The following is a 15,267-nucleotide window of genomic DNA, read 5'->3' as shown; positions in this document are numbered from 1 at the left end:
AGACTGATCTTGCATTTGAAGCACCTCCAATATTGATTAGGTGTCCAATAATTGGGGTGCAGTACAGGTTTTCACGAGGAGGCTCGGGCGTTCGTCCGCGGAAAGGGAATGGTCTGTGCTCCTGGAGGCAAGAAAAAAAGCTTGTAGAAAAACACGAGGTTTCTCTACAAGCTGAGACGCACGTTATAGAAATAACGTGCGTCTTTTCACTGCCCCAAGTCCTTACCTGATATGTTTCCCTGGCTCAAGTGATTCTTTTAAATATAATCATTCTCTTTTAAATAAGAAATAATGGTTTCAACCGATTCCCCCAACGACTGATTCTCCGTATCAATCGTCAATTCGGGAGCAGCAGGTTCCTCATAGGGTGCATCAATTCCGGTGAATTGTTTGATTTCTCCTGCCCTCGCTTTCTTATAAAGACCTTTTGGATCCCGTGATTCGCATTCTTCCACACTGCATTTAGCGTATATTTCCACAAATTCCCCTTCATCGAGCAGCTCTCTCACCTTATCCCTGTCTTCCCTATAAGGGGAAATGAAAGCCGTCAAGGTGAGCAGTCCAGCATCCGTCATAAGCTTCGAGACCTCTCCGATACGGCGGATATTCTCCGCACGGTCTTCCGGGCTGAATCCCAAGTTTTTGTTCAATCCGTGGCGTACATTGTCCCCGTCCAGACGGTAAGTGTGGATTCCCCTATGATGCAGTTCTTTTTCCAATGCAACAGACAAAGTGGATTTTCCGGACCCTGATAAACCGGTGAACCATAAGACGGCGCTTTTATGATGATTCAACTTCTGTCTCTCTTCTTTTGTGACATTGGAGTCATGCCACACAATATTTGTAGATGTACCCATATTATACCTCCTAGAACCACCAGCAATAGACAATCGTAACCGTGATAAGCATTACGAGGATGCTGAGTGGAATGCCTATTTTTATATAATCTGTGAATTTATACCCACCCGGTCCATAGACAATGAGATTCGTCTGATAACCGATAGGAGTGATGAAACTGGCAGAAGATGCAATCGCAATAGTGGCTGCAAACCCGATGGGATCGACCTGGAGATTTGCTGCCATTTCAAACCCGATCGGTACCATCAATACTGCTGCAGCACTATTGGTAATTAATTCGGTGAATATATTGGTCATTAAATACATCAGCAGCAGGATTGCAAATAATCCCATTGGTGCTCCGACTGTAAGCAGCCCCTCAGCAATCCATTGAGCAAGACCCGTCTTGGACATCGCAAGGCCAATGCCAAATGAGCTGGCTATTAACAGTAAAACATGAAAATGTATATATTTCTTGGCATCACCTGCTGTGATGATATTCGCTGCGAACAACAGGACGACAGCCAGTGCCATGGCTTCAAACATACTTAGGAGTCCAATGGTGACCATTAAAATCATCACAGCAAAAATGATGATGGAAATCCATCCCTTCACCGGATTACGGGTCAAAGACTCCGGAGAATCCAACGGAGTCAGTACATAGAAGTCCTCCGACCTATCATACTTTTCCACGAAGTCTCTGCCCGTCAACAATAAGAGGGTGTCTCCTGGTTTCAGGACAATGTCCCCCACCTTGCTTTCGATCCGTTCATTTTTCCGATGCACAGCAATTACCCCGGCATCGTAGGCAGAACGGAATTGAGATTGCTTGATCGACTTGGATTGCAAGGAAGATTGGTGTGAGACGACAGCTTCTACAATTGCTGTGTTGCCATTCTTCAATTCATCCAGTTCCAGATCTGTCCCTGTGCGTAAAGTGAGGCCTTTTGTCATCTGAACATCTTTCAGAGTGGAAATCAAACCGGAAAAGATTAACCGGTCCCCTGCCTGGATGACGGTACTGGCCACTACGGGGGAAATACGTTCCTTCCCCCGGATGATTTCTATTAAATAGAGTCCAGGAAAGTCTTTCAAACCTGCCTGTTCCACACTTTTGTTCATGTAGGGAAAAGTAGATTCCACAATCAATTCAGCAATATATTCTCTGGAATCCTCTTTCACCTGTTGCTGAAACCCTTTATATTCCGGAAGCAGACGATAACCGATGGTAAATAGATAGATCAACCCCACGATGGTTATGGGGACACCGATGATGGCCAATTGGAATAAGGTAAACCCTTCAAATCCATAATCAACCAGCATCGTGTGGACGATAAGATTAGTAGATGTGCCAATTACTGTAATCGTTCCGCCAAGAATGGTGGCATACGATAACGGAATTAAAAACTTCGAAGGTGCTATACCATGTTCTTCGCACCAATTTTTGAGTAAGGGTGTAAAAGTGACAACGATCGGTGTATTATTCAGAAACCCGGAGAAAAGAGAGACCGGGATGAAAAAGCGTACCATGGAGTCATTCATGCTGCGGCTTCCGGCGAGCCAAGACTTCATCAACCGCTCCAGAATACCGCTCTTTTGAACAGCTCCAGCTATGATAAACAAGAGGCCGATGGTCAGCATTCCTTCATTAGAAAAGCCATTCAAGGCTTCTTTTGGCGTAAGTATTCCGGTTATCATAAAAATGGTAAGCACTGAAAATACAACAATCGCTGGGCTCCCAATTTCAAACAGCAATGCGCCCAACATGATGATTACCATGATCAGGACAAAAATCATCTCAGGCGTCACGGGAACCATTCCTTTGGTTAATTTTCTTTCATTCCTTTAATCAACACTGCTGCTACTTCCGGACGGGAAAATTCCCTTGGGAGTTGTTCACCATTACGAAGCTTCTCACGAACTTTGGTACCGCTCAAATGAACATGGTTTTCTTTATCATGCGGGCATGTTTTCTGTGTTGCCATGTTCTCACACTTCGTGCAATAAAACGCGTGCTCAAATTTGAATATTTGGATTCCCAGTTCATCCTCGTATTGGGAGATCAACTCCTGAGCTTCATACGTACCATAATAATCACCGACACCAGCGTGGTCCCTTCCCACAATAAAATGAGTGCACCCGTAGTTTTTACGGACAATTGCATGCAAGATGGCCTCTTTTGGCCCCGCATAACGCATCGCTGCCGGATAAATGACGAGGCGTGTACGCTCCTCAGGATAATAGTTTTTAAGAATCACTTGATAGCTTTCCATTCGGATTTCAGCCGAAATATCATCGGACTTTGTCTCACCCACCAATGGGTTCAAGAGCAGGCCATCGACTGACTCCAAGGCACTTTTCTGAATATATTCATGCGCTCGATGAACCGGGTTACGCGTCTGGAAACCGACAACCGTTTTCCAATTCAAATCGGCAAACATTTTACGTGTCTCGGAAGGTACCAGGTAAAAATCTTCAAATCCACCATGACCAGGACGGTTCAACAGATAGATCGGTCCTGCCAGGTATACCTCACCTTTGTCATTGATTTTCTTGACACCTGGATGTGCTTCTTCATTGGTGCCATAAACCAAACGTGCTTCCTTCTCTTTGTCATAGGTGAATTTTTCTTGCAGTTCGAGGACACCATAGAATACGTCGTCCTCTCCAACCAAGGCGATGGTAGAACCGATTTCGTATGCATCTGCCTCCGTCTTGTCAGCAGGAAGTGTAATCGGAACACTCCAGATGGTGCCATCCGCCAAACGCATCTCCTCAATGACCCGTGTATAATCTTCTTTTCCCATAAAACCGGTCAGAGGGCTGAAGCCGCCAATTCCTATAAGCTCAAGATCCGACAGGCTCCAAGCATCCAGCCTGTGCTGCGGAAGAGAATCAAGTCGCTGCAGAAAGGATTCTCTTTCAGCTCCTTCCAATTCACGCTGAACCAATTCTCCTCCATGCGCTTGAATGGTTTCTTTCTGTTTCTGTTCCGTCAATGTCATAGTAAAACCTCCATATCGTGATAATTATGTATTCGTCCTACTCAGAATCAAGGGCGGGGGTGACTTAGTGATGCATAATGATCGGCGAGCTCCACCACCATTCTCCCCATTTTCGGATCGGTCGGCTGAAATGGATCCGTTACTCCATATTGCTTTAACTTACCTGCAGTCACTTTACCTACCGCAACTGCCAGAACGTCTTGATTAAAGGCTTCCAATAGTTGTCTTTCCAATGAATTGCCGACAAACAGATTATTCACTTGCGTTTTACTGGTGAATACCACGGCATCCACTGTTCTATCCATGATACGCATCTGAAGTCTAGAAAGTGTATCACTTTCGGGTGGTTGATAATGATATGGTTTCGATAAATATACTTGAAGCCCCAGTCCCTCCAGTTCCTCCTTCAAAGATGCATCATCCTGATTATACGCCTGCAAAAATATATGTTGGCCATTCTCTGTTTGCTGCCCCAGCGTATTCAACAGGCTTTGCATTGTACCATCCTCTGCAACGATGGAAGGTGTCAATGAGTGTTTCTTCAGCCATTTCAATGTCTTGCTTCCCCTGACTGCCAAATTGCTGTGCCTAAGCTTATGGATGAAATCTTCGAGCTGTCCATCCTGCTCAGCAGCCTTTTCCAATGCTTCTGCCCCGATGCCGGTAGTCAACAGGACATAATCAAAGGACCGGTTCAGCAACTCCGACACATTTTCTCTGCTTACCTCTTCATTCAACAGCTGCTCGCCCTGAATCGAGAATATTTCCGGGGAGCCTCCATTGTTAACAACTAAAGAGCTGATCGCTTCTGCGCTCCGGGCAGCTGCTACCCCAATCTTTTTCCCGTCCAATTTGTTCATCCTGTCTCCCCCTCCTTTGCCAGGTTACGGAACCACTTCATAGCTGATAATTGTTTATCCTTTCGGAGAAAGCTGTCAGCCAGCAGTTCTTTCAACAAAAATCGCTGATGCTCGGGCTCCAATGGTGAATGTTTGATAAGCTTGCGGCTTTCGGCAAGGAAATCGACGTAGGCTTCATAATCCTCGTTATATTCCTGCTGAAGCTCTACCTTGATTTTGGAAGAAAGCCCTGGACTCGCACCATTCGTCGAAACGCTGATGGAGAGATTTCCCCGCCGAAAGAAAGAAGGAAACTCCACATTCCCCCGCTTAGCATCCGCTGCAGCATTAACTAGTGTATTCGGTGGCGCAGCCTGTATCACGGATTCATTCACCTCTGGTTGATTCGTTGCAGCAATGATGAGAAAAGCATCATCAAGGTCACCCGGTTCAAACTGTTTCTGCTCCCATAGCAACCTCCCTTTTTCCCATTCCGATTGCAAAATTTCATGGATGTCAGGACTGACAATGGTAATCTTAGCTCCGCCTTCCAAAAGTGTTTGTGCCCTCCGTGCTGCTACAAGCCCGCCACCGACGATGACAGCCTGTTTTTCATTTAAGTCGATCATGAGAGGGGTTACAGCCATTTAGAACATTCCTTTTTATATGATGATATAACTTCAACTTTCGATTGATTCAAATACTCGCTCCCTGAGTGCTTCCTGCATCAACTGGTGACTTCCAAGCTGCCGGCATAGGTACACATTGAAGCCTTGTTCTTGCAGTTCCTGGGTTCTTGCTTCCAATTGACGCATCAGGATCCCGGTAAACCATAAGTAAGGTATTATGAAGATCTGCTGGCTGCCGTCTGTCAAGAGAGATTGCAAGCTCTCCTCGAAAGGCGGTTCACTTGCCGCTAGAAAGCCAATCTCTGTCTGAATACCTGCTTTTTTCTTCAAATGGTATTTGATTTGCTCGATATCCCTTTTCGTCTGTTGGTTCTTGCTTCCCCTTCCGACCAAAAGAATCCTTGCGTCCGGGCCGGGAATAACTGCAGTTTCTTTCAGACGGTCCACCAGCACGTCTGTGAGACGTTCCTGGACACCAAGAGGCTCACCATAGGTAAAGGTGATATCTGGATAACTCTTCTTGGCCTCTTGGATATCTTCAGGAATATCTTTGTAGTAGTGGCCGGCACTCAGCAGCAGGACAGGTACGATTGCAATCCTTGTTGCCCCTTGGCTCACCAGATTGGCCATTCCCTGTTCAATGGTCGGTTCTGCTAGCTCCAAAAAGCAAATTTCCTGTAGTGGCATTCCCACATGATCCATTACATCTTTGATACAAGCGGACGCTTCGGCAGTGGCCTCGGGAACACGGCTCCCATGGCTAATATATAGAATACCCTGCATAACTGTTCCCCCCTAGCCTACAATTGCCTCTGCAGGGAATAGTTCTTGAACTGGTGTATCTTCAAACCATTTCAGTTGATCCCTCAGACGGACAACTTCCCCAATAACAATCATCGAAGGATTTTGGATGAGATGGGATTTCTCCCTGATGTCTGCAAGTGTTCCAGTCACTGTCTGTTGATCCTCTGTTGTTCCCCAATGGATTAACGCAATTGGTGTAGATGGCTCTTTCCCATACTGCATCAGTTTGCCGCAAATTTCCGGAAGCTTTTTCACTCCCATATAAACACATAAGGTATCCGGCCCCTGTGCAAGATGTTCCCAATAGCTCTCAGACGCTCCATCTTGCTTACTAACCCCGGAGACGAAAGCGACGGATGAGCTGTAATTCCTATGGGTCAACGGGATCCCGGCATACGCGGCTGCTGCAGAGCCGGAAGTGATGCCTGGAACGATTTCAAAAGGTACCCCGTGCCGGCTCAATTCTTCGGCTTCTTCACCGCCTCTTCCAAATATGAACGGGTCTCCGCCTTTTAGCCTTGTTACAACTTTTCCTTGTTTTGCATACGCACACAGCAGTTCATTGATTTTCTCCTGTGTGAGTGAATGCTGATCAGGACGTTTCCCGCAGAAAATCAATTCTGCAAATTCAGAGGCATGCTGCAGCAATTCTTCATTAATCAAACGGTCGAATAAAATAACATCCGCCTCTTGGATCGCCTTCAAACCTTTCACCGTTATCAGGTCTGGATCACCCGGACCAGCTCCTACTAGATAAACTTTACCCATTCCCTCACTTCCCTTCTGATGCGCCTGCTATATTTCAGTTTTTCACCGTTGCATGGAAATCTAGTCCTGATTGAACCTCTTCCACATAGCCTGCACGAATGACATAATCTCCGAAATGCTCACCTTCCTGGCGTTCTTTTGCATACTCCAAGAGGAGCGGACGCAAAGTATTTAAGATTTCTGCCTCATCGATATTTTCACGGTAAAGTTTGTTCAATCGATCGCCGGTAAAACCTCCGCCAAGATACATATTATATTTGCCTGGTGCCTTCCCTATAAAAGCAATCTCCGCCAGAGCTGGGCGTGCACAACCATTCGGGCAGCCCGACATGCGGATAACAATTTCTTCTTCACTCAAGCCGGCTTCTCCGAGAATGTCTTCCACTTTATCAATCAATGATGGAAGATATCTTTCTGCTTCTGCCATTGCCAGACCACAAGTCGGGAGTGCCACACATGCCATGGAATTCCTCCGCAGTGCGGAATGATGACTGCCTTCGGTTAGACCATATTTGGCTGCTAATTCTTCCACCTTTTTCTTGTTTTCATCGGTCACATTAGCAATAACTAGATTTTGATTGGGAGTTAGGCGGAAATCTCCAGTATGAATCTTGGCTATCTCCCTTACTCCTGTCATCATCTGATGTTCCTCAGTATCCTTTAAGCGACCGTTCTGGATGAACAAGGTCAAATGCCAGTGGTCCTTTCCTTGGACCCAGCCGTAGCGGTCACCATTATGGTCGAAATGATAGGATTTCTCCTCTTCCAGCTCCCAGCCAAGCCTTTCATCCAGTTCCCTTTTGATCCAGTCAAGGCCGTTGGAATCCACCGTATATTTGAAACGTGCATTCTTCCGGTCGGAACGATTCCCATAATCCCGCTGGATTGTTATGACCGTTTCCGCAACTTCTATGATTTTATCTGCTGGGCAGTAGCCGATGACACGTGCAACTTGTGGATATGTAGCAGTGTCCCCGTGTGTGCTGCCCATACCGCCGCCCACCGCGACATTGAATCCTTTCAATTCTCCGTTTTCCAAGATGGCAATAAAACCAAGGTCCTGGGAGAAAACGTCAATATCATTGGAAGGAGGAACAGCAATCCCTATTTTGAACTTTCTTGGAAGGTAATAACGTCCATACATCGGCTCTACTTCTTCCTCTGCTCTTCGGGTGTCTTCTACCTTCTCCCCATCCAGCCATATTTCATGGTAGGCATTCGTCCTCGGTGATAAATGATCACTCAGTTTTTTCGACCATTCGTAAACCTCTGCATGTACTTCCGACTGATAAGGGTTCGGATTACACATCACATTCCTGTTAACATCTCCGCAAGCAGCCAGTGTATCCATAAGTGATGCATTAATGTCCTGCATCGTCTGTTTCAGATTCCTTTTCAACACCCCATGCATTTGGAAAGCCTGCCTTGTCGTGAGCTTCAATGTCTGATCTGCATAGTTGCGTGCAATTTCATCCATGGCCAGCCACTGGTCAGGTGTAGCTACTCCGCCTGGCGCCCGGACGCGAATCATGAATTGATAGGAAGGTTCCAGCTTTTTCCGCCTGCGTTCATTCCGTTGATCACGGTTATCCTGCTGGTAGCTTCCATGGAACTTCAATAGTTTTGTATCATCCTCAGAGATGGCACCAGTAATAGGGTCGTTCAGCCCCTCCTCAATGGTTCCTCTCAAATAGTTGCTGTTTTCTTTGATATGTTCCAACTCACTCGGTGGTCCTTCCTGTGATGGAAATCTATTTTCTGCCATTGTTAAGCTCCTTTCACTTTATCCTTGCCTTAATATACATCTCGCTGATATCGCTTTTGCTGACGCATTTCTTTCAACAGATCATTTGCCTGTTCAGCACTCATGTTTCCTTCTTTCTGGAAGATGTCAAGCAGAGTATCATGGACATCCTGTGCCATCTTCTTCTCATCCCCGCATACATAGATATTGGCACCTTCCTGAACCCACTTGTAAAGTTCAGCACTATTTTTTCGCATCTGGTCTTGCACATAAACTTTTTCCTTCGTGTCACGGGAGAAAGCGACATCCATCTTGGTCAGTACACCATTCTTCAACCAATTCTGCCATTCTACCTGGTAGAGGAAATCCGTGGTGAAATGTTGGTCACCAAAGAATAGCCAAGTCTTTGCTTCCACTTCCAACTCTTCCAATTCTTCCAAGTACGAACGGAATGGGGCGACTCCAGTACCAGGACCCACCATGATTGCCGGCGTCTCACCGTTCATCGGGAATTTGAAGTTCTCATTCTTTTGAATATAGATGGGAAGAGTCTCCCCGGGTTCTACACGCTCTGCACATTGACCAGAACAAACACCACTGCGGTCACGGCCGTTTGAGTGATAACTTACTTTGCCAATGGCCAGATGCACTTCCTCCGGGTTTGCCTGATAGCTGCTAGTAATGGAATATAGGCGTGCCGGCATCTTACGAAGGATTTGGATCAAGTCGGCTGGCTCCATGTCCTTTGGAGGGAAATCCTTTACGAGATCGAGCAGATCACGGCCATCCATATAAGTTTTCTGTTCTTCTTCTTTTTCAGGACTTAGAAAGGCTGTCAGTTCATCATTATTGAATAAATCTGCCGCCTTCTTCAGTAATGGCTTGGTAATTCGCGTGATTTCAAAATTGGAAAGGAGTGCTTCCCGCAGTGATCTGACTTCCCCCTGCTTATTAATCGGTACGCTCTCTTCTGGATCCCAGTTCATTTGACCGATAAAACTCTCTACCAACTCCGGATCATTTTTGGGGAAGATGCCAACACTGTCGCCAGGTTCATACGCCAAATTTGAACCTTCGAGTGAGAGCTCCAGGTGATGAGTTTCCTTATTAGACCCTTCTCCATTCAAATTAATATTATCCAGCACCTCTGCATTGAATGGATTCGTTCTGGAATAAATCGGCTGTCCTGCTGTCAAGCTTGGGTCCAACTGATCGACGGAGGAATTTTCAGCTCCAGTTCCCACATCATCTTTCTCTAATTCGCTGAGAACTCCTTCCACCCATTCTGCAGCGGGCTCATCAAAATCCACATCACAGTCAACGCGTCCATACAAGCGCTCTCCGCCTAACTCTTCCAGTCGTTTATCAAAATCTTTTCCAGTCTGGCAGAAGAACTCATACGATTCATCTCCCAATGACAGAACTGAAAAACGTACATCCTGCAATTTCGGTGCTTTTCTGCTATGCAGGAACTCATGAAAGGAAATGGCATTATCTGGTGGGTCCCCTTCTCCATGTGTAGCAGTCACAATCATCAGATCCTGTACCTTCTTTAAATCTTTTGGTTTAAAATCATCCAGAGCAGCGAGCTTTACTTTCTTGTCCCGTGCTTTCGCTTTTTCTTCTAAATCCTTAGCGACTGACTGGGCATTACCTGTTTCTGAACCATATAAAATGGTCAACTCCCTCTGTTTCAGCGATGCAGTTTGCTGAACAGCTGGCTGAGATGCCGTTGGATTTTCCAAAACTGCGGCCACTCCGCCACTAGATTGCTGCGGCACTGAAAGATACCCACTCAGCCATATTCTCTGTGTCTCTGTTAAGGTTGGCAGAATACGATTGAGATCCTCTGTCTGTTCCTTACTGAAAGGACTATTGGTTTCCAATAATTGCAAAGATACTCACCCCATAAGATACTATTTTTTATTGTTCTCCATGCCAATCAGCAGACATTTTAGGTTCCTGCCACCGATTGGCTCTTTAATTGATATGCCGTGTATACAAAGCGTATTACTCGGCTTTAATTGTAATTTTTAGCCCTGATTCATAAGGAAAAAATCTTATCATACCAGGGAATTACGGAGTTTCTAGTAAACCAAAAGTATTGTATTTCTAGCAATATACTCGGATTTAAATTAAAAATAAAAGGCTTTGTTCAACCATTTGTATGAAGGCCACATTCAGTTTTATTGAAGCCTGCCCATCTTCCTTCACGGGAATCACCGGAGTCACTTACACGTGAAGTACACGGTATACAGCCAATACTAGGATAGCCATTGTCATGCAATTCATTATATGGAAGATCATTCGTCCGGATATAGTCCCAGACATCATCCCAAGTCCAATGAATGAGGGGGCAAACCTTGATGGATTTGAATCGTTCGTCTCTATTCACATAGTCTGTTTTACTGCGGCTGGGCGATTGTTCTCTGCGCAGGCCTGAAATCCAAGCGGGTACACCGCTTAACGCATCCTCGAGTGGTTTGATCTTACGAATGAAACAGCATTGGTCCGGCTGTCTTTTCCACAATGCTGACCCATGTTCTTCCGCCTGTTCTTCCAGAGTCAGCTCAGGTTTTTTAATATGAATTCGGAGTTCCGGATACTTCGCCTTTACTTCCTCAATGAGCTCATATGTCTCCTGAAAATGCAAATCTGTATCAAGGAATACAATCTGCGCATCCTTCTTCACTTTAGAAATCAAATCAATCAATACCATTCCTTCGGCACCGAAGCTGCATGCATAGGTGACACCATCGCCATAGGAATCATATGCCCATTTCAGAATGGTAGACGCTCCTTTGGTTTCATCTTGTGATACCCAATTCTTGAAAGGATCCCCAGTGAATTCGTCGTAGGTGATTACTTCATTATTCACGCATCAACCCTCCATATGAGTTTTTTCCACATCAGAATATAAAAACCTCTCCAGAATAAAAAAGGATATTCTTACATTCTGCTGATTCTCTTCTTATCTTATAGTCAACCATTAGTATAGGAATTGTCACCATTTAGGCGTTCTACATCTGTAGCCGAGGCTTACAAGGGCCTTTTCCCTTCACCTTTCTTGATAAGAATTTTGGAAATTGTTTATGTAGTTGTTGCTAGTCATTCTATACCGTTATACTCCATTCGTCAATACACTTTTCAGAAAAAATTCATTTAATACTAAAATAGTAAAAAAGGATAGGACCATAAAGTCCTATCCTCGAATGCCTTTTGAACTACTCAGTCAGTAGTGGATAAACTCCTTCTTCATTGTGTGTCTCAGTTCCGACAAGTGGCGGGTTGAACACACAAACCATGCGCAATTGGGTTTTTGCATGGACTTTATGCTTATCATGATCATTCAGAAGGTAGAGAGTGCCAGGCTTCAGATCATGCATCTTTCCACCATTTTCAACTTCTTCGATCTGTCCTTCTCCTTCAATTACGTAAACGGCTTCAATGTGATTTTTATACCAGAAGTAATTTTCTGTACCAGCAGCAATTACAGTATCATTCATGCTGAAGCCCACACCGTCTTTGTTCAGGATAAAACGGCGGCTGGTCCAATTGCCATCAGATGTTTCGTCCTCTGTTCCAATAATATTTTCCAAAGATTTTACGATCATGTCGAATTCCCCTTTTCGTCATTTTGTATGAAAACTATTGCTGTTTCTCTATATATTTTAGTGAAATATATTACGATGATTATTTAGCAGTTGCAGCTTTAATGCTTTCTTCCAGGATTTCCAGGCCTTTTGCCAGACCATCTTTGTCAATGACTAACGGCGGAAGGAATTTTACCACTTCATCGCTAGGACCGGATGTCTCTACAATCAGGCCACGATTGAATGCCTCTGCACAAATTTCGCTGGCAAGTCCTTCTTTGTCTATGGCGATACCTTGCATTAATCCACGACCACGCGCTGTGCCATTCAGCTCCGGATATTTATTGATGATTTCTTTTACAGAGTCACTTAAGAAATCAGCCTTTTCCTGAATTTCTTTAGCAAAATCATCTGTCTCCCAGCGATTGAGTGCTTCAGTTGCTGCAATGAATGCCAGGTTATTTCCTCGGAAAGTACCATTATGTTCACCTGGTCCCCATTGATCATATTCAGATTTGATCAGTGTAATAGCCATTGGCAGACCTACACCACCAATTGACTTGGAGAGACAGACTACATCTGGCTTAATTCCAGCTGGTTCAAAGCTGAAGTATGTCCCTGTGCGTCCATTACCTGCTTGGACATCATCTACAATCAACAAAATGTCCCAACGGCGGCAGATGTTTTCAATCTCTTTCAACCATTCCATACTGGCAGCATTAATTCCGCCTTCACCCTGTACGGTTTCCAGAATAATAGCAGCAGGCAGTGCAACACCACTTCCGCTGTCTTCCAGGAATCGTTCAAGGTATGCAATAGAACTCTGGCCATCTACATAATCATCGAAAGGCATGGAAACTGAGTGATGCAGCGGCACACCGGCCCCATGGCGCTTAAAGGAGTTTCCAGTTACAGAAAGTGATCCAATGGTCATACCATGGAATGCGTTGGTGAAACTGATGACCGTGTCACGGCCTGTCACCTTTCTAGCAATTTTCAGTGCACTTTCAACCGTGTTGGTCCCAGTAGGTCCTGGGAACATGATTTTATAATCCAAATTGCGGGGCTCCAAAATTACTTCTTTGTAACGCTCCAGGAACTCTTTCCTTGGAGTAGTCCCCATATCCAGGCTATGGATAATCCCATCATTCTTGATATATTCAATCATCTTCTCTTGCATGGTGTCATCGTTATGGCCATAGTTTAGAGTGCCGGCACCCGCAAAGAAATCAATATATTCGTTTCCATCCGTGTCCCACATTTTATATCCTTTTGCTTTTTCGAATACGGTCGGCCAGCCACGACTGTAGCTCCTTACTGCCGATTCTATTTCTTCAAACGTTTTCATTTTCTTATCGCTCAATACTGCCGTTGTCATTATATCATTCCTTTTACAATTTTATTTTCTTCCTGAAAAGGCCCGATTTTGAATAATGGTTCATCTTCATGCCCTTCCCCTGGAAAATCATCAGCTGTAAAGTACGTATCTATTTCATAGTCAGTGTCCAACTTTTTAGCAAGACCTTTGAAAAGATTTTGGGACGGCGTATTAGATGGCGCAACAGTCGCTTCCACATATGTAACTTGTTGGGAAGCTTCCCGGTTCAATAGTTCAAACAACATCTTTGTCCCAAGACCTCTGCCTCGTCCTTCTTCATGTACAGCCACTTGCCAGATGAACAGTGTATTCGGTTGGTCAGGTCGGATGTACCCAGAAATGAAACCAACAATCTGATCATCCTTTACAGCGACAACTGATGTGTCGGAGAAAATCTCGCACCACATCACATAACTGTAGGAAGAGTTAAGGTCTAGAACACCTGTATGTCTGATCAGTTCCCAGACCGATGCTCCGTCATCCTTATTTGGCTTACGAAAATGAATATCTGTGGCCAGCTCTTTTGCCGGCGCCCGTTCAATTGTTGCGTTCTTATTAATGCTTCCACCTCCGGAAAGATTTATTAACAACACGTACTATTTAAGGTTATCGGTTATTTTCAATTTCGTCAAAACGGATAAATCTTGATTTAGCCTGTTTAATCATGCACAAATCTGATTAGACTCTTATAATTTGAAAAGGCTATAAATAACTAGCATATAATCCCGAATAGATTGAATTATAAAGAATTCACCGAATTTTTTTCTGAAAGTAAGGGGGGAAATAAATGCTGTGCCTCTAAATTTTTCTGTGAAATCTCATGAAGACGAATAGATGGGGTGCTAAATTTTTATCTGATGCTTGCTATTTTAGGAAAAGTTATGAGTCTCATCTAAAGGAAGCTGCTCCTTTACAGAAAGGAGCAGTAATTTAGCAGCTGGTATTTCTCGAGGGAAGTCGGGGGGGAAGTGCTGAAAAATACCTCTATAGCTTCATCATCAAATTGTTGTTGTATAGCCGAATCACCAAGGGTTGTCATGCCTAATATCTATCCATTTTCCCCTACAGGGGGACGACGTATTGCTGCTGGGATATTAATTATGCTGATCTGGTTGATATCCATTTCTGACTTCCCTTATATAGTTTTCTGAGCAGACATCACTATTGATTATTGTTTCTCCCCCTTTGCAGTTAAGCAGCTAGGAGTTATTTCGTGATCCGTGAATAAACCAGTCATTTGTCCTTTTTCATTAACTACGAGAATTGCACCTATATAAACTCACACATGGTTGTAGCAGTTTGTTCAATGGACGGAGTTTCATTTATTATTCAGACCTTAGTGTCATGATCCCTTGATGTTTTGTTTGGTTTAAACTTCCTTATAACCGCCTCTTATAGGGGATTCCTCTGCTACCATAGAATTATTGACTTATAAAAAGGCTAAAAGATACTCCTCCCAGTCTATATAAAACCCATGTGATTTCTTCAGCCCTCATGAATGACTATATACCCATATAATTAAGGCAGGTCCAGTTACTTATGAAAGATGTTATGCGAAGCATCGTTACATTCTAGCCTACCCTGAAGAAGTCTGGAGAAAGAATACACAAAAAACCCCGGGAAGTGAATGATCACTTCCCGGGGTTTCGGTTGCCTGGCAGCGTCCTACT

13 protein-coding genes and 1 riboswitch are annotated in these 15,267 nt (G+C 44.4%); all 13 genes read right to left on the bottom strand.

Annotated elements, in window-relative coordinates:
- Nucleotides 1–257 precede the first annotated feature (257 nt).
- A complete protein-coding gene (cysC, locus tag ACFOGI_RS14430; RefSeq protein ID WP_390274033.1) occupies nt 258–857 on the bottom strand; it encodes an adenylyl-sulfate kinase in 600 nt (199 codons plus the stop codon).
- Nucleotides 858–867: 10 nt separating this feature from the next.
- On the bottom strand, nt 868–2,646 hold the full coding sequence (locus ACFOGI_RS14425; RefSeq protein ID WP_390274031.1) for an SLC13 family permease: 1,779 nt from the start codon (nt 2,644–2,646) through the stop codon (nt 868–870).
- A gap of 17 nt (nt 2,647–2,663) precedes the next feature.
- Nucleotides 2,664–3,842 (bottom strand): sulfate adenylyltransferase, encoded by a 1,179-nt coding sequence (sat, locus tag ACFOGI_RS14420; RefSeq protein ID WP_390274028.1) that lies wholly within the window; start codon nt 3,840–3,842, stop codon nt 2,664–2,666.
- A 47-nt stretch (nt 3,843–3,889) separates the two neighbouring features.
- Nucleotides 3,890–4,702, bottom strand: coding sequence for a uroporphyrinogen-III synthase (locus tag ACFOGI_RS14415; protein WP_390274025.1), 813 nt, complete (start codon nt 4,700–4,702; stop codon nt 3,890–3,892).
- Nucleotides 4,699–5,328 (bottom strand): NAD(P)-binding protein, encoded by a 630-nt coding sequence (locus ACFOGI_RS14410; protein ID WP_390274023.1) that lies wholly within the window; start codon nt 5,326–5,328, stop codon nt 4,699–4,701. Before ACFOGI_RS14410 ends, ACFOGI_RS14415 begins: the two co-directional genes overlap by 4 nt.
- Nucleotides 5,329–5,361: 33 nt before the next feature.
- Nucleotides 5,362–6,093: a sirohydrochlorin chelatase gene (locus ACFOGI_RS14405; protein WP_390274021.1), complete on the bottom strand. Its 732-nt coding sequence runs from the start codon at nt 6,091–6,093 to the stop codon at nt 5,362–5,364.
- Nucleotides 6,094–6,105: 12 nt separating this feature from the next.
- Nucleotides 6,106–6,882 (bottom strand): uroporphyrinogen-III C-methyltransferase, encoded by a 777-nt coding sequence (gene cobA / locus ACFOGI_RS14400; protein ID WP_390274018.1) that lies wholly within the window; start codon nt 6,880–6,882, stop codon nt 6,106–6,108.
- A 34-nt stretch (nt 6,883–6,916) separates the two neighbouring features.
- Nucleotides 6,917–8,647: an assimilatory sulfite reductase (NADPH) hemoprotein subunit gene (gene cysI, locus ACFOGI_RS14395; protein WP_390274015.1), complete on the bottom strand. Its 1,731-nt coding sequence runs from the start codon at nt 8,645–8,647 to the stop codon at nt 6,917–6,919.
- Between the two features lie 29 nt (nt 8,648–8,676).
- Entirely contained in the window at nt 8,677–10,521 is a 1,845-nt protein-coding gene (locus ACFOGI_RS14390; protein ID WP_390274013.1) for an assimilatory sulfite reductase (NADPH) flavoprotein subunit, read from the bottom strand.
- 260 nt (nt 10,522–10,781) lie between these two features.
- Entirely contained in the window at nt 10,782–11,504 is a 723-nt protein-coding gene (locus tag ACFOGI_RS14385) for a phosphoadenylyl-sulfate reductase (protein ID WP_390274011.1), read from the bottom strand.
- 90 nt (nt 11,505–11,594) lie between these two features.
- Nucleotides 11,595–11,703, bottom strand: a riboswitch (SAM riboswitch).
- A 147-nt stretch (nt 11,704–11,850) separates the two neighbouring features.
- A complete protein-coding gene (locus ACFOGI_RS14380; protein ID WP_390274009.1) occupies nt 11,851–12,240 on the bottom strand; it encodes an ectoine synthase in 390 nt (129 codons plus the stop codon).
- A gap of 79 nt (nt 12,241–12,319) precedes the next feature.
- Nucleotides 12,320–13,597 (bottom strand): diaminobutyrate--2-oxoglutarate transaminase, encoded by a 1,278-nt coding sequence (gene ectB, locus ACFOGI_RS14375; RefSeq protein WP_390274006.1) that lies wholly within the window; start codon nt 13,595–13,597, stop codon nt 12,320–12,322.
- Nucleotides 13,597–14,187: a diaminobutyrate acetyltransferase gene (gene ectA / locus ACFOGI_RS14370; protein ID WP_390274004.1), complete on the bottom strand. Its 591-nt coding sequence runs from the start codon at nt 14,185–14,187 to the stop codon at nt 13,597–13,599. Before ectA ends, ectB begins: the two co-directional genes overlap by 1 nt.
- Nucleotides 14,188–15,267: the final 1,080 nt, after the last annotated feature.

The organism is Virgibacillus xinjiangensis, assembly GCF_042643145.1.
GTDB classification, from domain to species: Bacteria; Bacillota; Bacilli; order Bacillales; family Amphibacillaceae; genus Virgibacillus_O; species Virgibacillus_O xinjiangensis.
The sequence above is the reverse complement of the archived record's forward strand: the minus strand, read 5'-3'. Positions and strand labels throughout refer to the sequence as shown.

What these genes read in the sequence shown, in the direction of transcription:
- cysC (WP_390274033.1), bottom strand. Translation starts at nt 857, where the DNA reads ATGGGTACATCTACAAATATTGTGTGGCATGACTCCAATGTCACAAAA.
- sat (WP_390274028.1), bottom strand. Translation starts at nt 3,842, where the DNA reads ATGACATTGACGGAACAGAAACAGAAAGAAACCATTCAAGCGCATGGA.
- ACFOGI_RS14415 (WP_390274025.1), bottom strand. Translation starts at nt 4,702, where the DNA reads ATGAACAAATTGGACGGGAAAAAGATTGGGGTAGCAGCTGCCCGGAGC.
- ACFOGI_RS14410 (WP_390274023.1), bottom strand. Translation starts at nt 5,328, where the DNA reads ATGGCTGTAACCCCTCTCATGATCGACTTAAATGAAAAACAGGCTGTC.
- ACFOGI_RS14405 (WP_390274021.1), bottom strand. Translation starts at nt 6,093, where the DNA reads ATGCAGGGTATTCTATATATTAGCCATGGGAGCCGTGTTCCCGAGGCC.
- cobA (WP_390274018.1), bottom strand. Translation starts at nt 6,882, where the DNA reads ATGGGTAAAGTTTATCTAGTAGGAGCTGGTCCGGGTGATCCAGACCTG.
- cysI (WP_390274015.1), bottom strand. Translation starts at nt 8,647, where the DNA reads ATGGCAGAAAATAGATTTCCATCACAGGAAGGACCACCGAGTGAGTTG.
- ACFOGI_RS14380 (WP_390274009.1), bottom strand. Translation starts at nt 12,240, where the DNA reads ATGATCGTAAAATCTTTGGAAAATATTATTGGAACAGAGGACGAAACA.
- ectB (WP_390274006.1), bottom strand. Translation starts at nt 13,597, where the DNA reads ATGACAACGGCAGTATTGAGCGATAAGAAAATGAAAACGTTTGAAGAA.